At 40.3% G+C, this 23,878-nt stretch carries 25 protein-coding genes, 1 tRNA gene and 1 other RNA gene; 15 read left to right on the forward strand and 12 right to left on the reverse strand.

Annotation, left to right across the window (positions count from 1 at the left end):
* The 5 genes from dnaA to CVT08_RS00025 all read left to right on the forward strand — a co-directional run bounded on the left by dnaA (position 1) and on the right by CVT08_RS00025 (position 6,807).
* The gene (gene dnaA, locus CVT08_RS00005; protein ID WP_103567040.1) at positions 1 to 1,311 is read left to right on the forward strand and encodes a chromosomal replication initiator protein DnaA; all 1,311 of its coding nucleotides are present in this window, start codon (positions 1 to 3) and stop codon (positions 1,309 to 1,311) included.
* A 153-nt stretch (positions 1,312 to 1,464) separates the two neighbouring features.
* Complete coding sequence (dnaN, locus tag CVT08_RS00010; protein ID WP_021087099.1) at positions 1,465 to 2,532, forward strand: DNA polymerase III subunit beta; 1,068 nt, start codon at positions 1,465 to 1,467, stop codon at positions 2,530 to 2,532.
* Between the two features lie 17 nt (positions 2,533 to 2,549).
* The gene (gene gyrB, locus CVT08_RS00015) at positions 2,550 to 4,859 is read left to right on the forward strand and encodes a DNA topoisomerase (ATP-hydrolyzing) subunit B (RefSeq protein WP_107856343.1); all 2,310 of its coding nucleotides are present in this window, start codon (positions 2,550 to 2,552) and stop codon (positions 4,857 to 4,859) included.
* 53 nt (positions 4,860 to 4,912) lie between these two features.
* On the forward strand, positions 4,913 to 5,572 hold the full coding sequence (gene queF, locus CVT08_RS00020) for a preQ(1) synthase (RefSeq protein ID WP_230855939.1): 660 nt from the start codon (positions 4,913 to 4,915) through the stop codon (positions 5,570 to 5,572).
* Positions 5,572 to 6,807, forward strand: a complete 1,236-nt coding sequence (locus tag CVT08_RS00025) for an HD domain-containing protein (RefSeq protein WP_107856344.1) — start codon at positions 5,572 to 5,574, stop codon at positions 6,805 to 6,807. Before queF ends, CVT08_RS00025 begins: the two co-directional genes overlap by 1 nt.
* Here the strand turns inward: CVT08_RS00025 and ffs are convergent.
* Positions 6,794 to 6,891: signal recognition particle sRNA small type (ffs, locus tag CVT08_RS00030), an RNA gene on the reverse strand. The two genes, CVT08_RS00025 and ffs, sit on opposite strands and share 14 nt — an antisense overlap.
* 113 nt (positions 6,892 to 7,004) lie before the next feature.
* Here ffs and CVT08_RS00035 point away from each other — a divergent pair.
* Together CVT08_RS00035 and CVT08_RS00040 are read left to right on the forward strand one after the other, a co-directional pair.
* Entirely contained in the window at positions 7,005 to 7,439 is a 435-nt protein-coding gene (locus CVT08_RS00035; RefSeq protein ID WP_107856345.1) for a hypothetical protein, read from the forward strand.
* Positions 7,440 to 7,656: 217 nt separating this feature from the next.
* Positions 7,657 to 7,827, forward strand: coding sequence for a bifunctional hydroxymethylpyrimidine kinase/phosphomethylpyrimidine kinase (locus CVT08_RS00040; protein ID WP_230855940.1), 171 nt, complete (start codon positions 7,657 to 7,659; stop codon positions 7,825 to 7,827).
* 2 nt (positions 7,828 to 7,829) lie between these two features.
* Here the strand turns inward: CVT08_RS00040 and CVT08_RS00045 are convergent, their stop codons facing one another.
* The 3 genes from CVT08_RS00045 to purM are packed head-to-tail and all read right to left on the reverse strand — an operon-like array spanning position 7,830 to position 9,524.
* Positions 7,830 to 8,249 carry an RDD family protein gene (locus CVT08_RS00045; protein ID WP_107856347.1) on the reverse strand — a complete coding sequence of 140 codons (420 nt, stop codon included), beginning with the start codon at positions 8,247 to 8,249 and terminating at the stop codon, positions 7,830 to 7,832.
* A 1-nt stretch (position 8,250) separates the two neighbouring features.
* Complete coding sequence (locus tag CVT08_RS00050; RefSeq protein ID WP_196381006.1) at positions 8,251 to 8,544, reverse strand: hypothetical protein; 294 nt, start codon at positions 8,542 to 8,544, stop codon at positions 8,251 to 8,253.
* A complete protein-coding gene (gene purM, locus CVT08_RS00055) occupies positions 8,541 to 9,524 on the reverse strand; it encodes a phosphoribosylformylglycinamidine cyclo-ligase (RefSeq protein ID WP_107856349.1) in 984 nt (327 codons plus the stop codon). Before purM ends, CVT08_RS00050 begins: the two co-directional genes overlap by 4 nt.
* Before the next feature lie 79 nt (positions 9,525 to 9,603).
* On the opposite strand from purM, the gene coaE reads away from it, so the two are divergent.
* The gene (gene coaE / locus CVT08_RS00060) at positions 9,604 to 10,206 is read left to right on the forward strand and encodes a dephospho-CoA kinase (protein ID WP_103608714.1); all 603 of its coding nucleotides are present in this window, start codon (positions 9,604 to 9,606) and stop codon (positions 10,204 to 10,206) included.
* Here the strand turns inward: coaE and CVT08_RS00065 are convergent.
* Positions 10,196 to 10,816, reverse strand: a complete 621-nt coding sequence (locus CVT08_RS00065; protein WP_107856350.1) for a DNA alkylation repair protein — start codon at positions 10,814 to 10,816, stop codon at positions 10,196 to 10,198. The genes coaE and CVT08_RS00065 overlap by 11 nt on opposite strands.
* A gap of 75 nt (positions 10,817 to 10,891) precedes the next feature.
* On the opposite strand from CVT08_RS00065, the gene dapF reads away from it, so the two are divergent.
* Positions 10,892 to 11,635, forward strand: a complete 744-nt coding sequence (dapF, locus tag CVT08_RS00070; protein WP_107856351.1) for a diaminopimelate epimerase — start codon at positions 10,892 to 10,894, stop codon at positions 11,633 to 11,635.
* 160 nt (positions 11,636 to 11,795) lie between these two features.
* On the opposite strand, the gene rplT is transcribed toward dapF, so the two are convergent.
* Complete coding sequence (rplT, locus tag CVT08_RS00075) at positions 11,796 to 12,152, reverse strand: 50S ribosomal protein L20 (protein WP_009295119.1); 357 nt, start codon at positions 12,150 to 12,152, stop codon at positions 11,796 to 11,798.
* Positions 12,153 to 12,251: 99 nt separating this feature from the next.
* Positions 12,252 to 12,443, reverse strand: a complete 192-nt coding sequence (gene rpmI, locus CVT08_RS00080; protein WP_012000969.1) for a 50S ribosomal protein L35 — start codon at positions 12,441 to 12,443, stop codon at positions 12,252 to 12,254.
* A 201-nt stretch (positions 12,444 to 12,644) separates the two neighbouring features.
* Here rpmI and CVT08_RS00085 point away from each other — a divergent pair, with 201 nt between their 5' ends.
* The 4 genes from CVT08_RS00085 (at position 12,645) to CVT08_RS00100 (ending at position 18,324) form a co-directional block, all read left to right on the forward strand.
* On the forward strand, positions 12,645 to 14,141 hold the full coding sequence (locus CVT08_RS00085) for a C69 family dipeptidase (RefSeq protein ID WP_107856352.1): 1,497 nt from the start codon (positions 12,645 to 12,647) through the stop codon (positions 14,139 to 14,141).
* A gap of 536 nt (positions 14,142 to 14,677) precedes the next feature.
* Complete coding sequence (gene metE / locus CVT08_RS00090) at positions 14,678 to 16,951, forward strand: 5-methyltetrahydropteroyltriglutamate--homocysteine S-methyltransferase (protein WP_107856353.1); 2,274 nt, start codon at positions 14,678 to 14,680, stop codon at positions 16,949 to 16,951.
* A gap of 25 nt (positions 16,952 to 16,976) precedes the next feature.
* Complete coding sequence (locus CVT08_RS00095) at positions 16,977 to 17,435, forward strand: hypothetical protein (RefSeq protein ID WP_107856354.1); 459 nt, start codon at positions 16,977 to 16,979, stop codon at positions 17,433 to 17,435.
* A 4-nt stretch (positions 17,436 to 17,439) separates the two neighbouring features.
* Complete coding sequence (locus CVT08_RS00100; RefSeq protein WP_107856355.1) at positions 17,440 to 18,324, forward strand: methylenetetrahydrofolate reductase; 885 nt, start codon at positions 17,440 to 17,442, stop codon at positions 18,322 to 18,324.
* 366 nt (positions 18,325 to 18,690) lie between these two features.
* Here the strand turns inward: CVT08_RS00100 and CVT08_RS00105 are convergent, their stop codons facing one another.
* The 4 genes from CVT08_RS00105 to CVT08_RS00120 form a co-directional block, all read right to left on the reverse strand.
* A complete protein-coding gene (locus CVT08_RS00105; protein ID WP_196381007.1) occupies positions 18,691 to 18,924 on the reverse strand; it encodes a winged helix-turn-helix domain-containing protein in 234 nt (77 codons plus the stop codon).
* A 123-nt stretch (positions 18,925 to 19,047) separates the two neighbouring features.
* Positions 19,048 to 19,341 carry a hypothetical protein gene (locus CVT08_RS00110; RefSeq protein ID WP_196381008.1) on the reverse strand — a complete coding sequence of 98 codons (294 nt, stop codon included), beginning with the start codon at positions 19,339 to 19,341 and terminating at the stop codon, positions 19,048 to 19,050.
* Positions 19,341 to 20,045: a cytochrome c3 family protein gene (locus tag CVT08_RS00115; RefSeq protein ID WP_107856357.1), complete on the reverse strand. Its 705-nt coding sequence runs from the start codon at positions 20,043 to 20,045 to the stop codon at positions 19,341 to 19,343. Before CVT08_RS00115 ends, CVT08_RS00110 begins: the two co-directional genes overlap by 1 nt.
* Positions 20,042 to 20,479, reverse strand: coding sequence for a cytochrome c3 family protein (locus CVT08_RS00120; protein WP_107856358.1), 438 nt, complete (start codon positions 20,477 to 20,479; stop codon positions 20,042 to 20,044). The genes CVT08_RS00115 and CVT08_RS00120 overlap by 4 nt, the downstream gene beginning before the upstream one ends.
* 223 nt (positions 20,480 to 20,702) lie before the next feature.
* On the opposite strand from CVT08_RS00120, the gene CVT08_RS00125 reads away from it, so the two are divergent.
* A tRNA-Val gene (locus CVT08_RS00125) sits at positions 20,703 to 20,778 on the forward strand.
* A 251-nt stretch (positions 20,779 to 21,029) separates the two neighbouring features.
* Entirely contained in the window at positions 21,030 to 22,322 is a 1,293-nt protein-coding gene (locus tag CVT08_RS00130) for an Ig-like domain-containing protein (RefSeq protein ID WP_107856359.1), read from the forward strand.
* A gap of 45 nt (positions 22,323 to 22,367) precedes the next feature.
* Here CVT08_RS00130 and CVT08_RS00135 read toward each other — a convergent pair whose 3' ends face one another.
* The gene (locus CVT08_RS00135; RefSeq protein ID WP_107856360.1) at positions 22,368 to 23,786 is read right to left on the reverse strand and encodes an alanine/glycine:cation symporter family protein; all 1,419 of its coding nucleotides are present in this window, start codon (positions 23,784 to 23,786) and stop codon (positions 22,368 to 22,370) included.
* Positions 23,787 to 23,878: the final 92 nt, after the last annotated feature.

Genomic DNA, 23,878 nt, shown 5'->3' on the forward strand with positions numbered 1-23,878 from the left:
TTGCTAGCAGACGAGATTTTAGAGCTTTTACAGACAAAAATATCAGCTAATGAATTTGACTGCTACATCAAACAATTAAAATTTAATGAAAAGGCTTCAAACGAAGATTTTATAGTTTTTAACGCCACGAGTGAATTGATGGCTAAATTTATAAAAACTAGATACGCCGAAAAGATCGCCTACCTTTACGAAGTAAAAACCGGCAAAAAGCCAGAGGTCGAGATAACAAGCCAAACAAAGCTAAAAAATATAAAACAAAGCCAAGTAAATGTAAAGCAGATCAAGGCGCAAAGCAGCATCTTAAACCCTGGATATACATTTGAAAATTTTGTCTGTGGCGACTCAAATCAGTTTGCATTTTTAAACGCAAAAGCAGTCGCAGACAAACCTGGCGTGCTTTACAACCCACTTTTTATATACGGCACAACTGGTCTTGGCAAGACGCACTTGCTTCAGTCAGTTGGCAACTACTGCCTAGATCAAGGCAAAGTAGTCATCTGCGTGACGAGCGATCAGTTTATGATTGATTTTACCACGCATCTAAATAGCCACTCGATGACTAAATTTCGTGAAAAGTACCGAAACTGCGACGTTTTACTAATAGACGACGTGCAGTTTCTTGGCAAAACAGATAAAATTCAAGAGGAGTTTTTCAACACCTTTAACGAGCTCATTGCTAAAAAAGGTCAGATCGTCATGACCTCAGACCGCCCAGCAAAGATACTAAAAGGCTTTGATGAGAGGCTAAAGTCTAGGTTTGAACAAAGCATCATGGCTGATATCACGCCACCTGAGCTTGATACAAAGATAGCTATCATCATAAAAAAATGCGAATTTGACAAAATTTATCTAAACAAAGAGGTCATCGACTACATCGCTACAAACATGGGCGATAATATCCGTGAGATCGAGGGCGCTATCATAAATTTAAACGCCTATGCAAGCTTGATGAGAGTTGAGATAACGCTTGAATTTGCTAAAAACACACTAAAAGATCTCATCAAAGAGAAGCATGAAAATATAAATCTTGAAACCATTATAGAGATCGTTAGCAAAGAGCTAAACATCAAGCCAAGCGACATAAAAAGCAAGTCAAGAGTGCAAAACATCGTAGAAGCCAGACGCATCATCATCTATCTTGCGAAGATGCTCACGACAAATTCGATGCCACAAATTGCAAACTATTTTGGTATGAAAGACCATAGCGCCGTTAGTCACAACATAAAAAAGATAAACGAGCTCATGGAGAGCAACGAAATTTTCAACCTCAGAGTAACTGAGATAAAGAACAAAATTTTAACAAAAGGATAAAAACAGAATGAAATTCGTGAATAAATGTGAAGAAATGAAAAATTCTTTTCACATTTTAAATAACGATGCTGGCGTGAGAAAAGATGGTTTTCACACTTTCACGCTACCAACTAATACAACAAAAAGAAAATTAAAAATAAGAGGGAGTATTTAATGAAGGTTTTAATAAACAAAAACATGCTTGAGAGCATAGTAACAAACACTAATCCATATCTCGAAAAAAGAGATCTTAGTGCTATCACTTCTCACATCTACATTTCAGCAAAAGATGGAGTTTTAAACATAAAAGCGACTGATCACGAGATAGGACTAGCATATAAACTAAGCAACGCAAAGATCGTTGATGAGGGCTATGCAACAGCAAATGGCAAAAAGCTACTTGACATCATCAAAAGCCTAAAAGATGAAGAGGTAACGCTTGAAACTGTTAATAACTATCTTTACATCAAACAAAAAAACTCAAAATACAAACTTCCTATGTATAAATTTGAAGATTTCCCAGAGTTTCCAACGATAGAAGGCAAGGCTAAATTTAACATAGACGCCATAATGCTAGGCAGAAGCTTAAAGAAAATTTTGCCATGCATTGATAGTAACAACCCTAAATTTGAGCTAAACGGCGCTTTACTAGATATAAAACAAAACTATATAAATATAGTAGGCACCGATACAAAAAGGCTAGCTGTATTTAAATTTGCAAATGAAGCGAGCAATGAATTTTCACTGATCATCCCTAAAAAGGCGATAAATGAAATTCAAAAGCTATTTTTTGACAAGATAGAAATTTACTATGATGAAAACGTCCTCATCGCTCAAAGCCAAAATTTTGAGTTTTTCACAAAGCTGATAAATGGCAAATTCCCTGATTATGAGCGCGTTATACCAAAGGATATTGCTATAAGATTTGAGCTAAGCAGAGATAAGATGGTTGAGGGTATCAAGACTATATCGATGCTAAGCGATCAGATGAAGATAACTTTTTCAAAAGAGAGCATCACATTTGAGAGCATAATAGAGGACAACTCTGAAGCCAAAACGATGATAGAGTTTCAAACTGGACTTGAAGAAGATATCAGCATAAATGTCAAAAATAGAAATTTAATAGACTTCTTACAAAGCATAGAAGATGAGAAATTTGAGTTTGGATTTAAAGATAAAAATTTACCTTTCGTTGTTAGCTCAAAAGAGCTTTTAACGGTTATAAGTCCATTAAATATATAAGTTAAAAAAGGTTTATGATGGAAAATAATTACGGCGCAGAAAATATTAAAGTACTAAAAGGGCTTGAGGCGGTCAGGAAGCGCCCAGGCATGTATATAGGCGATACTAACATAAGCGGTCTTCACCATATGATCTACGAAGTCGTTGATAACTCTATCGACGAAGCGATGGCAGGATACTGCGATACGATAGATGTTGAGCTTACACGTGATGGCTCAGCGATCATTAGTGATAATGGTCGTGGTATCCCAGTAGATATGCACCCGACTGAGAAAATTTCAGCTGCGACTGTTGTTCTAACTGTGCTTCACGCTGGTGGTAAATTTGACAAGGACACTTATAAAGTCTCTGGTGGTCTTCACGGCGTTGGTGTATCTGTCGTAAATGCTCTTTCTAAAAAGCTAATCGTAAATATCAAACGTGATGGCAAGCTTCATAGACAAGAATTTTCAAAAGGTATCCCACAAAGCGACCTTGAAGTGATAAAAACTACAAATCGCACAGGCACGCAAGTCGAGTTTTGGCCAGATGATAGCATATTTGAAGTGACTGAATTTGACGATGAAATTTTAACAAAAAGATTTCGTGAGCTAGCCTATCTAAACCCAAAGATAACTATAAATTTTAAAGATCAAAGAAATGGCAGAAGCGAGAGCTTTCATTTTGAGGGCGGACTTGAGAGCTTTGTAACTGATATGAACAAGGCAAATGCTGTCAGCAAAGCGGTCTCATTTAGCGGCGGCGAAGATGATGTTATGGTTGATTTTGCCCTGCTTTACAACGACACTTATAGTGAAAATTTACTAAGCTTTGTAAATAACATCAAAACTCCAGATGGCGGTACGCACGAAGCTGGCTTTAGAGCGGGCCTTACAAGAGTTATCACAAACTATGTTCAAGCAAATGCTGCTGCACGTGAAAAAGATACAAAGATAACTGGTGAAGATATCCGCGAGGGACTTATCGCAGTTGTGAGCGTAAAAGTGCCAGAGCCGCAGTTTGAGGGACAAACAAAGGGCAAACTAGGTTCAAGCTACGTAAAACCTATCGTTCAAAAGATGGTTTTTGACGTGCTTACAAAGTATTTTGAAGAAAACCCTATCGAAGCAAGAGCGATAATGGAAAAAGCCCTAATGGCAGCTCGTGGTAGAGAAGCGGCTAAAAAAGCTAGGGATCTAACTCGCAAAAAAGAGAGCATGAGCGTAGGCACACTCCCTGGCAAACTAGCTGACTGCCAGAGTAAAGATCCAATAATTAGCGAGCTATACCTAGTGGAGGGCGACTCTGCGGGCGGTTCTGCAAAGCAGGGTCGCGATAGAGTTTTCCAAGCGATATTGCCGCTTAAGGGTAAAATTCTAAACGTTGAAAAGGCAAGACTGGATAAAATTTTAAAGTCTGATGAGATAAAAAATATGATAACAGCTCTAGGCTGCGGTATCGGAGATGAATTTGACGCTGAGAAGCTTAGATATCATAAGATCATCATCATGACCGATGCCGACGTCGATGGTAGCCACATTCAGACACTGCTTTTAACCTTCTTCTTTAGATTTTTAAATAAAGTTGTAGAAAACGGCCACATCTACCTAGCTCAGCCGCCACTTTACCGCTATAAAAAAGGTAAAAAAGAAATTTATCTAAAAGATGAAAAGGCACTAAATGAATTTCTTATCGAAACTGGTATCGAGGGCGTTGATATAGAGGGTATCGGCAGTGCGGATCTCATCGACTTCTTAAAGATCGTTGCAGCTTATAGAAGCGTCTTAAAAGAGCTTGAAAAACGCTTTAACGTCCTTTCAGCGATCCGCTATATGATAGAAAATCCAGATATCGTATCAAAAAGCTACAATGAAATTTTTGAAATTTTGAGGGATTTCTTAAAAGCTGAGGGTCATAACATCTTAAATCACTACGTTAGCGAAGATGAGATTAGAATTTATGTGCAAACAGAGAGCGGCTTAGAAGAGCTTGTGGTAAATGAAAATTTATTTACAAACCCACTCTATGAAGAGGCACTTTACATCAGCCAAAAGATAAAAGAGCGTGGCCTAGACTTGCATAGTGACGTTATAGACGTACTTGATGAAGTAGAGAAAAATGCGAAAAAAGGTGCATATATCCAGCGCTACAAAGGTCTTGGTGAGATGAACCCTGAGCAGCTTTGGGAGACTACGATGAACCCTGAGAATAGAAGACTTTTAAAGATCGATATAAACGACGCTATAAGTGCTTCTGACACGTTTAATCTCTTCATGGGCGATGAGGTTGAGCCAAGAAGAAACTACATCCAAGACCACGCAAAAGACGTTAAACACTTGGATATTTAAAAGGTGATCAAATTTAAATTTGACCTGGTTAGTAAAAATATAAAGGATAAAAAATGAGCGAAGAGCTAGATATAGAGATGAAATATGGCGAGAAAATTTTGAAAGAATTTGACGTAGAGAGTGACCTTGAGGTCTGGGAAAATAAGCAAACAAGGGACTATGTCATAAAGATCACTCTGCCTGAGTTTTGCTGCCTTTGCCCTCGCTCTGGTTATCCTGACTTTGCGACCATATACCTTGAGTATATCCCAAACAAGCTAGTTGTTGAGCTAAAAGCGATAAAGCTTTATATAAATAGCTTTATGAACCGCAACATCAGCCACGAAGATAGTATAAATGAAATTTACTCTGTTTTAGAGAAAAAGCTTGAGCCAAAATTTATGAAGATAGTTGGCGACTTTAACCCACGTGGAAATGTCCATACGGTTATCGAGATTAGCTCTGATCTAGTCGTAAAAAAGCCAGCAGAAGAGAAAGAATTTACTCCAAGAACTAGAGAAAGAAGTAGCTTTGGTGATAAGCCACGTGAAAGACGTAGCACGAGTGATCGTGGCAGTAGCAGGGTCAGCAGTAGGGCTGGTGGCAGCAGAGGTGGCAGAGATGATAAATTTAAAAAAGATGACAAGCCAAGAAGAAGCTCAAACAAAGAGGGCTTTAGAAAGATAAGCTACGCCGATGATAAGAAGCCAAAAGTAGTCAAAAAGGATAAATAATGATAAGTGCTAAGCTTATAGAACATATCTTTAAAGCAGCATCTATATCACGTTGGAACGACTATCCAAAGATGACAAATTTAGTCGAGCTTGACAAGCAGGCTCATAAATTTATCATCGCTTATTTCATAGCAAAACAAGAGCAAAACGCCGATATGAACTACATCATCGAGGCTGGAATTTTTGAGTTTTTAAGCAGGGTCGTAGTCACAGACATACGACCAGACGTCTTTCACCACATTCAAAAGACAAAAAAAGAGCAGATAAATAGCTGGGTTTTAAGCAACCTTGAGACACTCATCTCAGATATCGAGGGTGGCGAGTTTTTAGAGAGATTTAAAAACCACTATAAAAACGATAAAACTCACGAAAAAGAGCGCCTCATCTTAAAAGCAGCCAGCTATCTTGCCACGAGGTGGGAATTTTCTATCGTCTATCAAACTAGCCAGTTTTTAAGCGATATCGACGAGCTTAAGGCGAAGGTTGAGGAGGAGATGGAGGATTATTACGAGTTAATTGGCGTTAGAAAGATCGCTATGAATCAAAAATTAGCCCGTCTTGTTGATCTAAGTGGCAGGCTAAGGTTTCAAAAGCGCTGGGCACAAACGCCTCGTATCCCTGAAACTGCGGTCTTAGGACATATGCTAGTTGTTGCGATACTTAGCTACTTTTACTCACTCAAAGCAAAAGCTTGTAAAAAACGCCTAGAAAATAACTTCTTTTGTGCCCTTTTTCACGACCTACCAGAGAGCCTTACAAGGGATATCATAAGCCCTGTAAAATACGGCGTAAAGGGGCTAAATGAGATCATCAGCGAGTATGAGATGAGGCTTATTGATGAGAGGATTTTGCCATTTGTGCCTGAAAAGATCAGAGATGAGTTTAGCTACATCCTTGGTATCAGAAAAGATGGCGAGAAATTTATCAAAGATGAGTTTGAAAATAGGACATTCGAGCGCAAGATCATCTGCCACGAAGGGACTATGGAGAACGTAAATGAGGATAAATTTAACCCAATAGACGGCAAAGCGCTAAAATACTGCGATAAGCTCTCAGCATACATCGAAGCCGGAATTTCCATAAGCTATGGTGTCAAGTCAAAAGAGCTAACTGATGGCTTTAATAATATGTATAAATTTTTTAGCGAAAAACCTAAGATCGACGGAGTGGATTTTTTAGAAATTTGCGATGATTTTAATGAGCATTTTGGTTTAGAAAGACCCCCTCTCAGATGACTGCGGCACACACTTAATACAAGTGCTCTGCTGTGTTCCCACCCTGAAGCGGTGCTCATAAAAAGCATTGCACAGGTCTAAGAAGGAGCTTCGCAATCATACAAAAACTATACTTAAATTTAGTTTTATAGTTACATTTTTAAAAATTTAGCTTTAAGAGTATATAATCTCACATAAATTTCACCAAAAGTAGGGCAATGCCAGGAAAGATCAAACTTCGTTTTTTATCGGCTTTTAGGGATTTTTTCATCTATCACCACAAGTCTTTAGAGTTTCGTGCCAAAATTTTTGCTGCTATGATTTCAGCTAAATTTGACCCAGACGAGGATGATTTTTCCATCTTAAATGACATCGTAAATGAAATTTATGAAAACGACCAAACTAGAAAAGACTTCTTAATCCAAACCGTTAGAGAGTACGTTGCAAGGGTCAAAAGAAACGATAGAATCACGCTTGACACGCTTCTTTTATGCATAGATAAAGATATGAAAGACCACAAAAGATACGCTAAAAAGATAGACTTTTCGCACCTTCGCCGATTGATGAGTGGCTGTGAGGAGGAAATTTTAGTGCAGCAAAGGGTCTATGAGTTTTTGATAAACGAGGTCAAACTCTACTCGCAAAGCGCTTAAATTTTCATCTAAATTTAATCAAAATTTTTCGTGGCTTGTAGCTAAATTTTCTCGTTTCTGACCTTGTTTTTTCTTTTTAACTCGCTAGTTTAGGCGATTTATGACTAAAATTCGAAACAAAACTTCATAAGCTAAATTTACATTTATAAATGTAAATTATTTTGTGATAAAGCTGTTACTAAGATAAAAAATAAGCGCATAGATTAGTCCGCTTGTGATGAGTGGGACTGGTTGCACTTTCTTGGCGTCGCTTGCTTGTTACCTTGCAAAGGGTAAGAGCCTAGAGGAGGCTATAGGGCTTTCAAAAGAGTATATCTGCTCCATTATAAAAGAGAGTATCGACACAAAGCTAGGCAAAAACCGCCTTCTTTGGCACGGAGCGAAGTAAATTTAAGCTGCTTTTTGCACGGCGGCTGAGTGGGTTATGATGTCGTGCAAATTTAGTCTGTCTTTTCTGAAAAAACAAAGGCAAAGTCCGATGATGCTAAAGCCAGCAAATGCAAAGCAAATTTGACGCAAGATCGCGTGAAGAAGGCTTAGTTTTTTGCCAGTTTGTAAATTTATGAGATAAATTTCTTGCGCTTTGTAGCCTGGAGTTTGCGCCTTTATGCTAAAAAATAGACACATTATAAATGAAATGAGGCTATTTACGCCAAAGATCGCAAGCTGGTTGTGTAAAAACGCCTCTTTGCCGTCAAGCAAAAGATAGGTCGTGGCGTAAAATATCGGCATGCCGATGATAAAAAGATCGATGATAGAGGCCTTTACTCTAGCCCAGATCGGTGCGATTTTTGCCTTTTGCTTTGCCAAGTTATTTTCCTGTGTTTGTGTAGATACGGCTAAATTTCTCCCAGTCATATAGGTAGATAAGACAGTTGATCACCTCGCAGCTCTCATCGTAAAGATCGCCGTCCTCGCCGTTGTCTTGCATGATGGGCAGCATGCCTGATCCTCGCGAGACCTCACACCAATACTCATAAAAATCAAGCTTTTTGATATCGCTCTCTAGCACGCCAAACATGCCTAAAAACTGATAGACGCTAAGGTTAAAAAAGCTCTTATTTTCAGTTTTTTGCAGGCGTTTTACGCTATTTGTGTGCATCAAACTAGCTCTACGCCCTTGCCGCCTATCACTTCGCCGATCACGTAGCCATCGCTATTTGCTAGGACTGCATCAACGTTTTCTTTAGGCACAACAAGGATCATGCCAACGCCCATATTAAATGTCCTCATCATCTCGCTATCTTCTACTTTTTGCGCGAGGATTTTAAAAATTTCAGGCGTTTTTATAGCGCTTTTTTGCACCTTCGCACCAAGCCCAGCAGGAAAGACGCGAGGCAGGTTTTCAACTATGCCGCCACCAGTTATATGCGCCATTGCTGTGATCTTATCTTTTAAGCTTAAAAAGTCGCTCACGTAAATTCTAGTTGGCTCAAGAAGCACGTCGATGAGCGCTCTATCGCCCACTTTTTCGTCAAATTTTAGTCCAAGCTCGCTTACTACTTTTCTTGCCAATGAAAAGCCATTCGAGTGTAGGCCGCTGCTAGGAAGTGCGACTAAAACTTCACCAGATTTTACAAATTTGCTTCTATCGATCTCATCAGCCTCGGCTATACCCACGGCAAATCCAGCAAGGTCAAAGTCGCCCTTTTCATACATCGACGGCATCTCGGCTGTCTCACCACCGATTAGCGCGCACTGCGCCTTTTTGCAGCCATTTGCGATGCTTTTCACCACCTCTTTAGCGCTTTCTATCTCAAGCTTTGCAGTCGCATAGTAGTCGAGGAAAAAGAGTGGTGTGGCGAAGTTGCAGATGAGGTCATTTACGCACATAGCGACTAGATCCTCGCCAACGCCCTCAAATTTCTTAGCGTCGATAGCTAGACGAAGCTTCGTGCCAACGCCGTCTGTGGCACCTAAAATGGCTGGATTTTTATATCCGCTTGGCAGTCTGACCGCACCTGAAAATGATCCGATGCCGCCTATGACGTTTGGTGTTTGCGTAGATTTTACGAAAGGCTTGATCGCCTCAACAAAGCTATTTCCAGCATCTATATCAACTCCGGCATCTTTATAACTTATCATTTTCGCCCTTTTGGTTATTTTTTAAAACTTTAGCCAAAAGTTGCTAAAATTGTTATCAATTTTCAAAAATGGAGCGGCTTTGCAGAAATTTCCAAATGCCTACGTCATCACAGGCTCGATCGCCAGCGGCAAAAGCACGGTTGTAAATTTACTAAAAGAGCGAGGTTTTAGCGTGATCGACGCAGACGTGATCGCACACGAGCAGCTTGAAATTTGCAAAGGCGAGATCGTTAGAGAATTTGGCGAGCAAATTTTAGATGAGGCTGGTAAGATAGATCGCAAAAAACTGGGTGCGATCGTCTTTCGTGAGCCAAAAAAGCTTAAAAATTTAGAGCGAATTTTGCACCTAAAGATAAAAGCTGAAATTTTATCAAAGGCCTCGCAGATTGAGCGCTTAGAGCGGGTTTATTTTATAGATATTCCGCTATTTTTTGAAAAAAAGGAGCGTTACGCTGAGTTTAAAAATGTAGCCGTGATTTACGCGCCAAAAGAGCTTTTACTAAGCCGTCTAATGAGCCGAAACGCTCTAAGCTTAGAGGATGCAAAAGCTAGAGTAGAGCTTCAGATAGATATAGAGCAAAAGAGAGAAATGGCAAATTATCTTATCGATAATAGTGGTGACAGGGAGAATTTAGAGCTGGAGCTAGAGAAATTTCTAAGGCAAATTTGCGCTATTTCTTGATAAATTTACTAGCAAATTTATATGTTTGCAGGGTCTCTTTGCTTTGCAAATTCCAGCTTTCAAGCTCGGCTTTTACTAAATTTGGAAATTTCTTGCTTATATCTTTTAGGGCATTGCCAACTGATTTTCTAAGATACTCGCTCGCATCGTCTTTTAGGCTAGAAAGCCGCCAAATGGCCTCATCTGGGTTATCTTTAAAATAAGGCCTACTAGTCCATATCCTAAGCCCCTCGCTTACAGCTCTTTTTGCATTTGCGTTGCCATTTTTTAGCCACTCATCGATGACAAAAAGTGCCTGCTCGTAGCCAACTTTTTTACAAAACTCGTCAAACGCCTTTGCCAAAATTTCTTGAACTCGCCAGTTTTCATCTTTTGAAACCTGATCTCTCATAAACGTCAAAATTTCTTCACGATCCGAAAGGTGTCCAAAGAGAAAAACCGCATACATCCGCACTTGATAGAGTTTTGAGCTGTATGCTAGGAGTGCAAGCTCTTTGCACTGCTCAGCTCCCTTTGCTTTATAGTCAGCCAAAGCCCTACTTTCTTGCTCTTTGAAGCCATTTTCTATCAAAGAAAACTCTTTTTCTAAATTTAAGATATAGCTCTTCAAAACAGCTCCTTTAAATTTATTAAAAACTCTTACCTAAATTTTAGTAAAATCACGCAAAAAATAAAAGGACAGCTCATGCAAGTCTCAAAGTACAACGCTAGCGGCAATGATTTTGTCATATTTCACACATTTTTGAGTAAAGATAGAAGTGAGCTTGCAAGGCAGATTTGCAGCCGAACAAACGGCGTGGGAGCTGACGGGCTCATCGTGCTTTTACCTTACGAAAAGGGCGTAAAATGGGAGTTTTACAACAGCGACGGAAGCTACGCGGCGATGTGTGGCAACGGCTCGCGCGCGGCTGCTAGATATGCCTATTTAAACGACCTTGTAAGTTCAAACGAATTTGTCCTGCTAACTGGCAGCGGCGAGGTGATGGCAAGCGTTAAAAGTGAGTGCGTCGAGGTCGTGCTAACAAGTCCAAAAATTTTAAGCAAACCGCTAAATGAAGGTGGCAAAACTTGGTATTTTTACGATACTGGTGTGCCTCATCTTGTAAATTTTACGCAAAATTTAGATGAATTTGACGTCAAAGCGTGCAGGGCGCTTCGTCAAAAATACAATGCAAATGTAAATTTAGCCAAATTTGAGGGCGGAGTTTTAAAGGTGAGAACCTATGAAAGGGGCGTGGAGGACGAGACGCTAGCTTGTGGCACTGGTATGGCGGCTTGCTTTTACGGTGCTACTTTAAATTTAAACGCACCGCAAAGCCTAAAAGTCTATCCAAAAAGCGGCGAGGAGCTTGGTCTTAGGCTGGAAAAAGGTAAAATTTTATTTAGCGGAGCAGTGAAACACTGCTTTGATACGAGTATTGAAATTTAGCTATTTTTGCTGCTGGGTAGTTAAATTTGGCTAGTAGTTTGTAAAAGTCGTGGGTAGTAAATTTAAATTTCATATCAAATTTTGTGTAAAACAAAGAGTTTTTGTTATTAAATTTTAAAGTGTATAAAAAAGAAGATCTCCGCCGAAGCGGAGAAAAGGTTTATTTCAAAGCATCTTTTGCTTGTTTTGCAAGTGCCGCAAATGCCTTCGCGTCATTCATAGCTAGATCAGCTAAAATTTTTCTATCAAGTTCTATGTTAGCTTTGTTTAAGCCGTTGATAAATCTTGAATAGCTAATGTCGTTTAGTCTGCAAGCTGCGTTGATACGAACGATCCATAAACGTCTGAAATCACGTTTTTTCTGGCGTCTGTCGCGGTATGCGTAAACTAAACTTCTCTCTAGTTGCTCTTTAGCTTTTCTAAAGTGTTTATGTCTAGCACTGAAAAAGCCACGTGCTAGCTTTAAAACTTTCTTATGGCGTCTTCTTCTAACTACGCCTGTTTTTACTCTTGCCATATTTATCCTTTTACAAATTGGCGCTCACGAAGTGAGTCTTGCCCCTAAATTTGGGGGAGTTTGAATGACTTTTTGTCAAAAACTTAAATCTACAGCTGCTTATACGCCGAGCATTTTGCGAACGGCTGGGACATTTGTGCTATCCACGTATTGTGGGCCACGCAAATCTCTCATACGCTTACTAGGTTTTTTTGTTAAGATATGGCTTCTGAAAGCAGAGCCTCTTTTTATCTTATTTTTACCTACTTTAAAGCGCTTAGCAGCACCGCGAACGGTTTTCATCTTTGGCATGCTAATCCTTTTTGAAATTTTATACGCAAGTGCGTAAGATTTGGATTATAGCGAAAAATCCTTTAGAAAATTTAAATTTCACTTAGACAAAATTTGCAATAAATTTACATTTAACTTAAAAAAGTTTTAAAATTTAGAATTAAATTATTAAATTTGAAATATAATCACATATAAGAAATTTATTTTACTAAAGGAGTAAAAATGAAAGGCAAAATTCTCGCATCTATCGTCGCTATGAGTGCGATTTTAGGCACAAGTAGCTTGGCATGCACTACTATTTTAGTAGGAGATAAAGCTTCAAACGACGGCTCTATGTTAGTAGCTAGAAGCGCTGATAGCAAGGCTATAAAGGCACAGGTCTTTTTAATACATCCAGCAAAGAAAAACCAAACTGGCATGCACAGCTCAAAGGCACATGACGGCGCAAATGATTTTACATATCCGCTTCCAAAAGATGGTATGAGATACACAACCATCGCAAACTCACACACAAAACTTCACGGAGCGGTCGGCTACAACGAGGCTGGCGTTGGACTAAGCGGCACTGAGACTATCTACGCAAAAGATGAGCTTTTAAAGATCGACCCATATAACGAAGAGACTGGTATCACCGAGGACGACATACCAGACGTGCTTTTGCCACGTATGAAGAGTGCAAAAGAGGGTGTTAAACTTCTTGGCGATATAGTGGAGACAAAGGGCGCTGGAGAGGGCTTTGGCGTGGTATTTATCGACGCAAACGAGCTTTGGTACTTTGAAACAGGTACAGGTCATAAATGGATCGCTTCAAAGATCCCGCAAGATGAGTACTTCGTTACCGCAAACCAAGGCAGACTTCACGCTTACAAAGAGAATGATCCAAATTTCATGGGTGTAAAAGATGTCATCAAATTTGCGATCGATAACAAGACTTATGACCCTGCAAAAGATGGCGAATTTAACTTTACAAAGGCCTATACAAGGGACGATGAAAGAGATGTGACTTACAACTACCCACGTGTTTGCTGGGTTCAAAGTATGTTTAACCCAAGCTTAAAACAAGACTTCGCTGACGGTCAGAAATTTCCAGTATTTTTAAAACCAGAGAAAAAACTGGGCGTTGAAGACCTAAAAGCTGCAATGAGAGCCCACTACGACGGCACTGCGTTTGACAACTACGCTAGCAAAGATGAAGATAAGAAAAACATCTATCGCGCTATAAGCGTCTTTAGAACATACGAGTCTCACGTCATGCAGGTGCGCCCATGGCTACCAAAAGAGATCGGCCGCGTGACCTACGTCGCTCTTGGCATGGCTGATCTTAGCGTTTATTTGCCGTATTATGAGGGGCTTGATGGCTTTATAAAAGGCTACTCAGATGGCTCATACGATGCTGATGATACTTCGATATACTGGGTTTATAGAAAGCTTCAAACACTTGTAATGACTGACTATGAGAAGTATTCGCCAGTAGTAAAAGAGGCATACGCTAAATTTGAAAAAGAGTTGGCGGTAAAACAGGCTAAATTTGAAGATGAGTACGTAAAACTTTATAAAAAAGATAAGAAAAAAGCGGACAAACTCCTAAATGAATTTAGTAAAAAGACTATGCAAGAGGCTAAAGATTTAACTCAGGAGCTTACAAACAAGGTCTTTACTATGCTTACAGCTGATATGGACGCTAAGCTAAAATCCCTAAATAAAGGCAAAAAAGACTAAAAGTTTTGGGCGTGAAATTTAGTAGCGCCCAAATTTAAACAAAAATTTGGCAAAGAGCGTTTATAATGCGGCAAAAATTCACTACAAAGGAAAAACGCTGATGCCTTGTCCCATGCATAAAGCTCGTTAATCTCGGCAAAAAACATATCAGCGATTTTCAAAAAACACGCAAATTTTTAAACAATTTTACATTTTTTCACATTGATATTAATCCATTTTTGCTAGCAGGTCCGCTGCATTGTAACTGCATTTTTAAAAATAAAACTAAGCAGTGTTTAAAATTTGGCAAGGATCTTTTTAGTAGGGTTTTTTATAAATTTTATTTTAGCTTAAGAAGAAGCGGGTGTCATCCACCGTGTTTGGGGTAACTCAGACTTGTGCGCAGCGCAACAACATTGAACGTGCTGGGGGTTTGGGTTGTAGGGATAATGGGGCGCTTTCGTAATTCTAGCCCCCTTGTACCTGTATAAAAATATTTAAGGTTGCTGTGCAGGGCGCAGATTTAATTAAAAAATAGAAATTTATAAAGGATAAAAATGATAAAAAGTTATGTTTTAGGTTTTCCAAGAATTGGAGAAAAAAGAGAGTTAAAGCGCGCGTTAGAGGGCTTTTGGGCTGGTAAAGAGGGCTTTAGTGAAGAGAATTTGCAAGAGACTGCAAAGACGCTTCGTCAAAGACACTGGAAATATCAACAAGACGCTGGGATTTCGGCTATTAGCGTTAATGATTTTTCATTTTACGACCTAATGCTTGATAACATCATCGCTTTTGGCGCTACACCTCCAAGATTTGCAAATTTAAGCGGCTCGGAGCAATATTTTGCTTGCTCAAGAGGCAACAAAAATGGCGTTGCGATGGAGATGACAAAGTGGTTTAACACAAACTACCACTACATCGTGCCAGAGCTTAGCAGCGAGAGTAAATTTAGCCTAAAAGCGGACAAAATTTTAAATGAATACAAAGAGGCGAAGGCCAACGGCGTAAAAGGTAAGGTAAATTTGATTGGCCCTATCACGTTCTTGGCTCTTTCAAAGGCGACCGACGGCAGTTGCCCATTTAAGCACCTTGACGCACTTGTAGGCGAGTACAAAAAGCTGCTTGAGCAAATTTCTAAGCTTGATGATGAAATTTTAGTGCAGTTTGACGAGCCGATCTTTGTAACAGACAAAAACGAAGAGCTACTTTTACCACTTATCACAAAGGTTTATAACGAGCTAACAGGCGTTGCGAACAATGTTAAAATCGTATTTGCGACATATTTTGAGCATGCGATCAAAGCAGTTAGCGAAGTGGCTAAAACTAAAATTTATGGTATCGCACTTGACTTTATCCACGGCAAGAGAAATTTTGAAGCACTTGAGACTATCAAAAACAGCCATTTAACGCTATTTGCAGGCGTGATCGACGGCAGAAATATTTGGAAAAGCAACATAGATGAGAAAGTAAAGCTTGTTCGTGAAATTTCAGAAAAAATAGGCGGCAAAGACTTTTATATCGGCACTTCATGCTCGCTTCTTCACGTGCCATACACGCTAAAATATGAAGAGAATTTAAACCCTGAGATCAAAAGCTGGCTAAGCTTTGCGGTTGAGAAGCTTGACGAGATCAAGATCATCACAAAACTTGCAAACGGCGAGAAGCTTGATGAGAGCGAAACAAAAATTTATGAAGAGAACAAAAATGCTGTTAAAACCCGCGCTACTTCAAAGCTTATCCACTCAGATAGCGTTCAAAGCCGTATCAAAAATTTAAGCAAATTTGAGCGTGACGAGAAATTTGAAGACCGCATCAAAATCCAACGCGAAACGCTAAAATACGGCATATTACCAACAACAACGATAGGCAGCTTCCCTCAAACGGTTGATCTTCGTGTACTCCGCCAAAATTTCAAAAAAGGCGAGATCGATGCGGCTGCATATGAAGCAGGCATCAAAAAATATATCGATCACTGCGTGAAATTTCAAGAAGATATCGGCCTAGACGTGCTAGTGCACGGCGAGCCAGAGAGAAACGACATGGTCGAGTACTTTGGCGAGCAGATCAGCGGATACGCATTTAGCCAAAATGGCTGGGTGCAAAGCTACGGCAGCCGCTGCGTCAAGCCACCACTTCTCTTTGGTGACGTGAGCCGCCCAGAGCCGATGACTGTTAAGTGGATGAAATACGCTCAAAGCATCACAAAACACGTAATGAAGGGCATGCTAACAGGTCCTGTAACGATGTTAAACTGGAGCTTTGTGCGTGACGATCTACCAAGAAGCGAGGTAGCAAAACAACTTGCACTTTGTATCTATGACGAGATCGCAGACCTTCAAAATGCGGGCATCAGAGTGATCCAAGTCGATGAAGCAGCGTTTAAAGAGGGCTATCCGCTAAGAGCTGAAAATATCCCCGCCTATGAGAAATTTGCGGTTGATTGCTTCAAGCTTTCAGTGAGCTCAGCCGAGGCAAAAACTCAGATCCACACGCATATGTGCTACTCTGAATTTAACGACATCATCAAGACCATCGAAGCTATGGATGCTGATGTTATCAGTATCGAGACTGCAAGAAGTGGCAACGAGCTACTTAAAATTTTCAAAGCCGTTGGCTACAAACAAGAGGTCGGACCTGGCGTTTACGACATCCACAGCCCACGTGTGCCAAGCGTCGAAGAGATCGTCGCTCAGATCAAAGCTCTGCTTGAAGTCTTGCCAAAAGAGCAACTCTGGATCAACCCAGACTGCGGCCTAAAAACCAGAAAATGGGAAGAGGTCGAGCCGAGCCTTAAAAACATGGTAGAAGCCGTTAAGATCGTAAGAGGTCTATAAATTTTAATTAAAAAGGATTTGAAAAATGAAAAGGATTTTTCTATTTGTAATATTAGTTATCTTTGCGTCCGGATGTAGTTCTGGACGCCACTCTATACCACTCAACAAAGGTGCGTACAAGCAAACAAATATCTATAGTATCAGTGAGGCTTTAAATTTAGAAGCTGCCAAAAAAGAGCTAGCAGGCTTTGAAAATGTGAGGCTTGAATTTGGCTCAAACGACCAAAATAAAAGCGTCATCAAGGCAAATGTAAAGGTTCAAAGATTTATCACTGATAGCGGAGATATAAAGGGCTATTGCCAAGAGGCTTTTGTTGCCGTCATAAAAAGATATATGATAGCTGCTAAAAAGCAAAATGCCGACGTGGCAAATATCGTGAGCTTTTGGCGAGCCGACGCGAAACACCTAAAAGACGAGTTTGTCTGCATGTCGTCAAAAAGTTCTGTTGGCGTGGTGATGAGGGCTGATCTAGTTCAAAAGTGAGAAAATGCTAAAAGAAAAAATTTTAAACAAAGAAAAAGGGCTCGTGCTCTATGGTCTCACGCCGCCAAAGGCTGAGTTTGAAGAGGCAAAGCTACGTGAGATCTCAGAGCGCTGGAGTGGGCGGATAAATGATATCAAGGCCGACGGACTCGTGCTTTACGAGGTGCAAGACGAGAGCGAGAGAAATGATAGCGAGAGGACATTTGAGTTTAGTGGGACGCTAAGCCCAGAAATTTACTACAAAAAGTACCTAAACGTCGCTACTCCTAGTATATTTTACCGCGTGGCTAGCGGATACGGCGAGGATGATTTTCGCGCAGCACTTAAGGCTCAAAGCTCAAATTTAAACGTGCTAGTGGGGGCAACTTCAAGCACGCAAAAAGTGAGGCTAAATTTAGCTCGCGCCTACGAGATCGCTAGCGAATTTAAAGAGTTAGCAGTAGGCGGCGTCTGTATAGCAGAGCGTCACGCTAAAAAGGGCGATGAGCCACAAAGGATGCGTGAAAAGATCGCAGTTGGGGCTAAATTTTTCATATCGCAAGCGATCTTTGACGTACAGCTAGCACGTAAATTTTTGGAGGATTGTGCGGCTGCAAAGATAAGCGAGCCGATATTTCTTACATTTAGCACAGCGGGTAATGCAAAAACGCTTGAATTTATCAAATGGCTCGGAGTAAGCGTGCCAAGCTCGGTTGAGGAGAGGCTAAATTTAAGCTCTGACTACCTAGCTAGTAGCTGCGAGATCATCAAAGAAATTTGGTGCGAGCTAAAGAAATTTGGTGATGAAAATGGGCTAAATTTAAGCATAAATATAGAAAGCGTCATGGCAAAACGCGCCGAGATCGAAGCGAGCCTGGAGCTTACAAAAAGCATAAGAGAGTTGGTGTAAAGCCAGCTCTTGCTATAAATTTATACAAATTCTTTCTTGATGACCTAGTGGCACCACAAATCCACAAAGAATAGTCGTTATGATTAGCGATCACAAGCTGTTTTAAAGGTCGGTTGGCTACTGCTTGGCAAATTTTCAAAAAGCTGTTATAGCAAAAATGATATGGCTTTGGCGAGATATATGATACGGCAGGCGCTACTACTATTTAAAATATAAAAAAGGGCAGGTAAATTTTTCAAAGGTGCTGTGAAAATCGTTGCAATAAAATAGTCAAACAAGGCAAGAGTTTTTGCAAATTTAAGCAAATTTGATCCAAAAGTATAGAAATTTAGCTTCAAATAAGATCTAAATTTGACTAAATCCCTCTCACTCCACCTTATATCCAGTGCCTCGTACGGTTTTTAGGCAAATGGCTGGGATCTTAGCTCTGATCTCCATTGCGAGCGATCTTATGCGGTCTTGTGATAAGGTTTCGTTTTTATATAGATGATGATCTATCTCGTCGTAGGTGACGACGTGGGGCGAGTTTTTACATAAAATTTCAAGCAGCTGGCTCTCTTTTTTGCCAAGGTAGATGACCTCGTCTCTTTTCTTATGCAAAGGGAGTCTTTGTCAAATACTAGGCCATTTTTTAGCTCAAATTTAGAGCCTAAAAGCACCTTGCAAAGCTAAAGGCGTGAAATAAAAACTCTTCAGGGTAAAATGGCTTGATGATAAAGTCACTCACATAGCGTAGTAAATCCTCTTAAAAACGCTAGGGACGCTAACGCCCCGCAAAAGCATAATGGGAGTGATATTTTGGCTATCTCTTATAAATTTAACCAGATCAAGGTTTAAATTTCTAGCCTTTACGTCAAAAACGTACAGATCATATCTGTTGCCACACTCAAAGTCCTTGATGACTGAGCACGCACTTTTGAGCTGGATCATCCTAAACTCAAAGCGGTAAAGCGATGCATTTAGGATGATATTTTGCCAAAAGTCGATTAAGAGCAAAGAGCAGCAAAGCTTCTTCATCAGCCAGCCATGCCACCGCCAGCTGGTTTTTTGGCGTCTTTTTCAGCCTTTTGTTTTAAAAATTCTTCTTCGTCTTTTGTAGGTTTGTATTCATCTTTGAAGAATTTTTGCTTAGTTTCGATCCTCTTTTCGATCATCTTTTTATCATAAATTTTATATGACGGCTTCCAGTACTCAAGGTAGTTTCTAAAGCCAGCGCTGTGACCTGCGTCGTAGTGGCAGTTTACACATTTTAGCTCTTTAGGAGTGCCAAGAAGCTTTTTGTAGTGAGCGTGCATCTTTTGAGCCTGCGCTGAAGTGCTATTGCTGTCTATCACGTTTGTGTGGCAGCTTGTGCAGCCGTTGTCAAAGACAAAATGCTCGCGATTTTTGAGGTTTTTGTGCCAGTCGATTGCGTTAGGATCGCCAAAGAAATGCACCCAGCCCTCTAAAATGCCATTTTTCGCCTTTGTTAGGGCGTATTTTGCGATGTTGTCATGTGGTATATGGCAGTCGACGCATCTTGCTTTGATGCCGGTTTTGCCCTTGCCGCTGTGGATGTCGTCGTTATAGGCGATCACCATAGGATCCATCTCGTGGCAAACTACGCAGAATTTATCCCCACTTGTCTCATCAAGTGCGTAATGAACTGGCAGAACGACTAAAAATCCAACAATTCCGCTTATGAAGATTATAAGCGCTAGTAATTTTTTTGAAATTTTCATGGTGTTACTCCATTCATCCATTGTGGCACCTCGTGTTCATGGCACTCAGAGCACATGTTTGTAGATGGTTTGTGCTCGTTGTGGCACTCGTCGCAATACAAAGTTGGACCATCGTGAACAGAGTTGTGAGGATTTGCCTTTAGAGTATCCATAAATTTTAGTCTATCAGCTAGGAGTTTTTTACTCTTGTGGCAAGATAAACAGCCAGCGTCGCCGATCGCTTTAAATTTGCTAGGATCATCGCCTTGGTTTTGGTGACAATCAACGCAGTCAAAGCTTAGATGTTCGTGATGAGGTTTGATCTTATACTTGGCTCTTAGCTCATCAGAGACTGCTACTTTTGTGACGTTTAGATCGCCCTTTGGCATATCGGCACCAAAGAGATGAAACGAAAATAAACAGGCAAAAATAGCGATGAATTTAAGCTTATTCATACCCTTTTCCTTTCTATTAAGATTTATAAACATCAAATTTCAATGAAAAACTAATATTTTTACTTAAACTTACTTTTATGAAATTATAGTCCTTGCTTGATTAAATCTGCATTAATAATATTTTAGAGTGCTAAAATATAGACTAGTTTTATGAAGTTGAATTTTAAAGAAAATGGCAATTAAGCTAAATAAAATGGAAAATAAAATATAATCCCAAATCTTTGGTCCCGTAGCTCAGTTGGTAGAGCACTACCTTGACATGGTAGTGGTCGATGGTTCGAGTCCATTCGGGGCCACCATTTCTATATCAAATTCTCCAAAACACAAAAATCCAAAAAATAAAATTTAAAAATATTTTTTTGTAACTCTACCATTTTTAAATTTTTAAACTAAATCCCTAAAATACGGCAAATTTTTACTAAATTTAACTCAAAAATTTATAACTTCATATTTCTAAAATGTCACAACTGTACCAAAGTACAATAGCAAAGAACTAAAATATTTACTTATAATTGCAGCATAAAAACTAAAAACATAAAAAGGAAATGTTATGAGTAAAGTTAAAGGACTAATAAAATCAATAATCGGCACGGATGCCATCGTCGCAGTTGATGCTAACGGAAATCAAAGAACTCTAAAAGCAGGCGACGTGATCTATGACAACGAGGTCATAAAAGAGCAAGATGGCGTAAAGGTTGAGGTGCAGGCTGCGCAAACTCAAAATGAAAATGCTAGCGATGAGACTGGCAAAGAGATAGCATCGCTACAAGAGCAATTATTAAATGGTAAAAATATCTCTGATCTTGAAGAGACTGCAGCTGGCGGCACTCAATCAGCAGGTGGAGTAAGCTCGAATGGCGTGAGCCTTGGCGCTGCTGGCTTTACAAATGGCGGTCACTACTCAAACGTAAATGCAAATTTTGGCGATCTAAGCTCTCAAGCAAATGCTAGCGTAGAGGCTTTTACAAATGTAAGCGGTGGCGCAAGCGAGGAGGACTTTAGTCTTGACACACTTGCAGCTGCGATAGATAATGCATATAACAATATATTGCCACAGACTCTAGAAGTATCTGCCACAGCAGTTGATGATAACGTAGTGACTGGTAATACAGATCAGGCAGTAAGCAGCAACCTTGACATCGAGGGCAATATCTTAGAGCATGAAAATTCACAAAGAACAGGTCTGCATATCACAAACGATAGCACTCCAGCTTTAGTTGGCAAGGCTACTTCAAACGCTACTATAAGCATATTTGATGGCGAAGGTGAAAATGCACCACTGCTTGGCACGACAACTGCTGATAATGATGGCAACTGGTCATATGCTCCAACTTCGCCTTTAGCTGATGGAGATCATAAATTTACTATCGAAGCTAGTAAAGTAGCTGCAAATGGCGAAGAACTAAAAGCTACAAGTACGCAAGAGATAACTGTCGATACAGACAATAGCACCTTGTCTATCACAAAAATATCTACTGATGACTTTTCTGACCTGTCACACTATAACGCAATGTATGATAGCAATAAAGAATATGACTTCTCGCCGACTATCGAGGGCAAAGCAGAGGCATTTGCCGATGTAAATTTAGTTGTGAAAACAGCTGATATTCACTACTCAGATGGTAGTGTTAAATGGGGTCACGTAGTAGAAGAGTTAAGTGCCAAGGCTGACGCTGAAGGCAACTGGAAAGTTGAGAGTGGTGTTTTAAACAATAGAGATTTTGAATACAAAGTTGAAGCATCATCAGTAGACGAGGCTGGCAACAAATACTCTGAGCCACAAGCAACGACATTTTATATGCCACTTGAGCCTATAACCGTCGCTCCAACAGACCACCTATAAAACATAAAATTAATGTGGAGAGCCTTTCTCCACTCACTCTTAAATTTACTTCAAATACTCTTTTACGTCGTACTCTTTGCCGGTATCGTGATCTTTTAAAAGCCTTGCTACGACGGGGCTTAGAAGGATAATGGCGATCAAATTTGGCACAACCATAAGACCGTTAAACATATCAGCTAAACTCCAGACAAAATCGACCTTTTGCAAGCTGCCTAAAAAGACAAAAACGACAACTAAAATTTTAAAAATTTTAACCGCCTTTGCGCCAAAAAGGTAGCGCACGTTGATCTCAGCGAAGTAGTACCAGCCAATGATCGTCGTAAATGCGAAGAAAAATAGGCAGATCGCCACGAAGCTATAACCGCCAGTTTTGCCAAAGATATGCGACGAGAAGGCCTCTTGCACCAAGGTGATGCCTGTAAAGACCGCCTTGCCGTTTTCAAAGCTGATGACGTTTGCTGTTAGCACCACAAAAACGGTTATATTTAGGATGACAAAGGTGTCTATAAAGACGCTCATTATGCCAAGGACAGCTTGATCGACTGGGTGTTTGACGTTTGCAGCAGCGTGTGCGTGCGGAGTAGAGCCCATGCCAGCTTCGTTGCTAAAAAGTCCCCTTGCGATGCCGTATCTCATAGCAGCTGCGATGCTAGCGCCAGTTGCGCCGCCCCAAGCAGCCGAAGGATCAAATGCAGCTCTAAAGATTAGTGAGATCGCCTCTGGGATTTGGTGAAAATTTAAGGCGATTATAACCACGCCAACGACGATGTAAAGTAGCGCCATTAGCGGCACGATCTTTTCAGCGACCCTTGCGATCGCTTTTACGCCACCTATGAAAATTAGCGCGCAAATGAGAGCCAAAAACGCCCCTGTTAGCCACTGCGGTATGCCAAAAGCGCCACTAAAGCCATCAGATATGGAGTTTGCTTGAACCATGTTGCCGATAAAGCCAAGTGCGATGATGATAGCGATAGCGAAAAATCCAGCTAGAAATTTCGCCCACTTTCCATTTAAGCCGCGGCTTATGTAAAAGGCTGGACCGCCTATTGTGTGGCCGCTGTCGTCCTTCGTGCGGTAAATTTGAGCGAGGCAAATTTCAGCGAAATTTGTAGCCATGCCCAAAAAGGCTGCGCACCACATCCAAAAAATGGCTCCAGGACCGCCCATGATAAGAGCTGTCGTCGCACCCACGAGGTTTCCAGTGCCAACTTGCGCGGCGATAGCGGTTGCTACTGCTTGAAACGAGCTCATACCAGCCTTGCCAGCAGCCTCGCCGTGAAGCGAGAAATTTCCAAAAAGCTTGCCTAAACCCATTTTAAATTTAAAAATTTGAACAAAGCCAAGTCTAATGGTAAAAAATAGTCCAGTACCGCAAAGTAGGGCGATAAGGAAGTATGGACCCCAAAGAAATGAATTTATACTTTCAACACAATTATTTAAAATTTCAGCAAAATTTGTAGGCATTTTCTTGACTTTCATTGGTGTAGTTTAGAGAGCGAGTATATTTAAAAAAATATAAAATTAGAATAAATAAGAAAAATTTTTTAGCTTGGCTT

The sequence above is a fragment of the Campylobacter concisus genome (assembly GCF_003048835.2).
Lineage (GTDB): Bacteria > Campylobacterota > Campylobacteria > Campylobacterales > Campylobacteraceae > Campylobacter_A > Campylobacter_A concisus_D.

Excerpts from the sequence above, each read along its gene's own strand:
- CVT08_RS00120 (WP_107856358.1), bottom strand. The coding sequence starts at position 20,479 with ATGAATAAGCTTAAATTCATCGCTATTTTTGCCTGTTTATTTTCGTTT.
- CVT08_RS00135 (WP_107856360.1), bottom strand. The coding sequence starts at position 23,786 with ATGCCTACAAATTTTGCTGAAATTTTAAATAATTGTGTTGAAAGTATA.
- CVT08_RS00025 (WP_107856344.1), top strand. The coding sequence starts at position 5,572 with ATGATAAGTGCTAAGCTTATAGAACATATCTTTAAAGCAGCATCTATA.
- rpmI (WP_012000969.1), bottom strand. The coding sequence starts at position 12,443 with ATGCCAAAGATGAAAACCGTTCGCGGTGCTGCTAAGCGCTTTAAAGTA.
- dnaN (WP_021087099.1), top strand. The coding sequence starts at position 1,465 with ATGAAGGTTTTAATAAACAAAAACATGCTTGAGAGCATAGTAACAAAC.
- purM (WP_107856349.1), bottom strand. The coding sequence starts at position 9,524 with ATGATAAGTTATAAAGATGCCGGAGTTGATATAGATGCTGGAAATAGC.
- CVT08_RS00095 (WP_107856354.1), top strand. The coding sequence starts at position 16,977 with ATGAAAAGGATTTTTCTATTTGTAATATTAGTTATCTTTGCGTCCGGA.
- queF (WP_230855939.1), top strand. The coding sequence starts at position 4,913 with ATGAGCGAAGAGCTAGATATAGAGATGAAATATGGCGAGAAAATTTTG.
- CVT08_RS00100 (WP_107856355.1), top strand. The coding sequence starts at position 17,440 with ATGCTAAAAGAAAAAATTTTAAACAAAGAAAAAGGGCTCGTGCTCTAT.
- CVT08_RS00130 (WP_107856359.1), top strand. The coding sequence starts at position 21,030 with ATGAGTAAAGTTAAAGGACTAATAAAATCAATAATCGGCACGGATGCC.
- CVT08_RS00035 (WP_107856345.1), top strand. The coding sequence starts at position 7,005 with ATGCCAGGAAAGATCAAACTTCGTTTTTTATCGGCTTTTAGGGATTTT.
- CVT08_RS00040 (WP_230855940.1), top strand. The coding sequence starts at position 7,657 with ATGAGTGGGACTGGTTGCACTTTCTTGGCGTCGCTTGCTTGTTACCTT.
- gyrB (WP_107856343.1), top strand. The coding sequence starts at position 2,550 with ATGGAAAATAATTACGGCGCAGAAAATATTAAAGTACTAAAAGGGCTT.
- CVT08_RS00085 (WP_107856352.1), top strand. The coding sequence starts at position 12,645 with ATGAAAGGCAAAATTCTCGCATCTATCGTCGCTATGAGTGCGATTTTA.
- metE (WP_107856353.1), top strand. The coding sequence starts at position 14,678 with ATGATAAAAAGTTATGTTTTAGGTTTTCCAAGAATTGGAGAAAAAAGA.
- dapF (WP_107856351.1), top strand. The coding sequence starts at position 10,892 with ATGCAAGTCTCAAAGTACAACGCTAGCGGCAATGATTTTGTCATATTT.
- rplT (WP_009295119.1), bottom strand. The coding sequence starts at position 12,152 with ATGGCAAGAGTAAAAACAGGCGTAGTTAGAAGAAGACGCCATAAGAAA.
- CVT08_RS00115 (WP_107856357.1), bottom strand. The coding sequence starts at position 20,045 with ATGAAAATTTCAAAAAAATTACTAGCGCTTATAATCTTCATAAGCGGA.
- CVT08_RS00110 (WP_196381008.1), bottom strand. The coding sequence starts at position 19,341 with ATGAAGAAGCTTTGCTGCTCTTTGCTCTTAATCGACTTTTGGCAAAAT.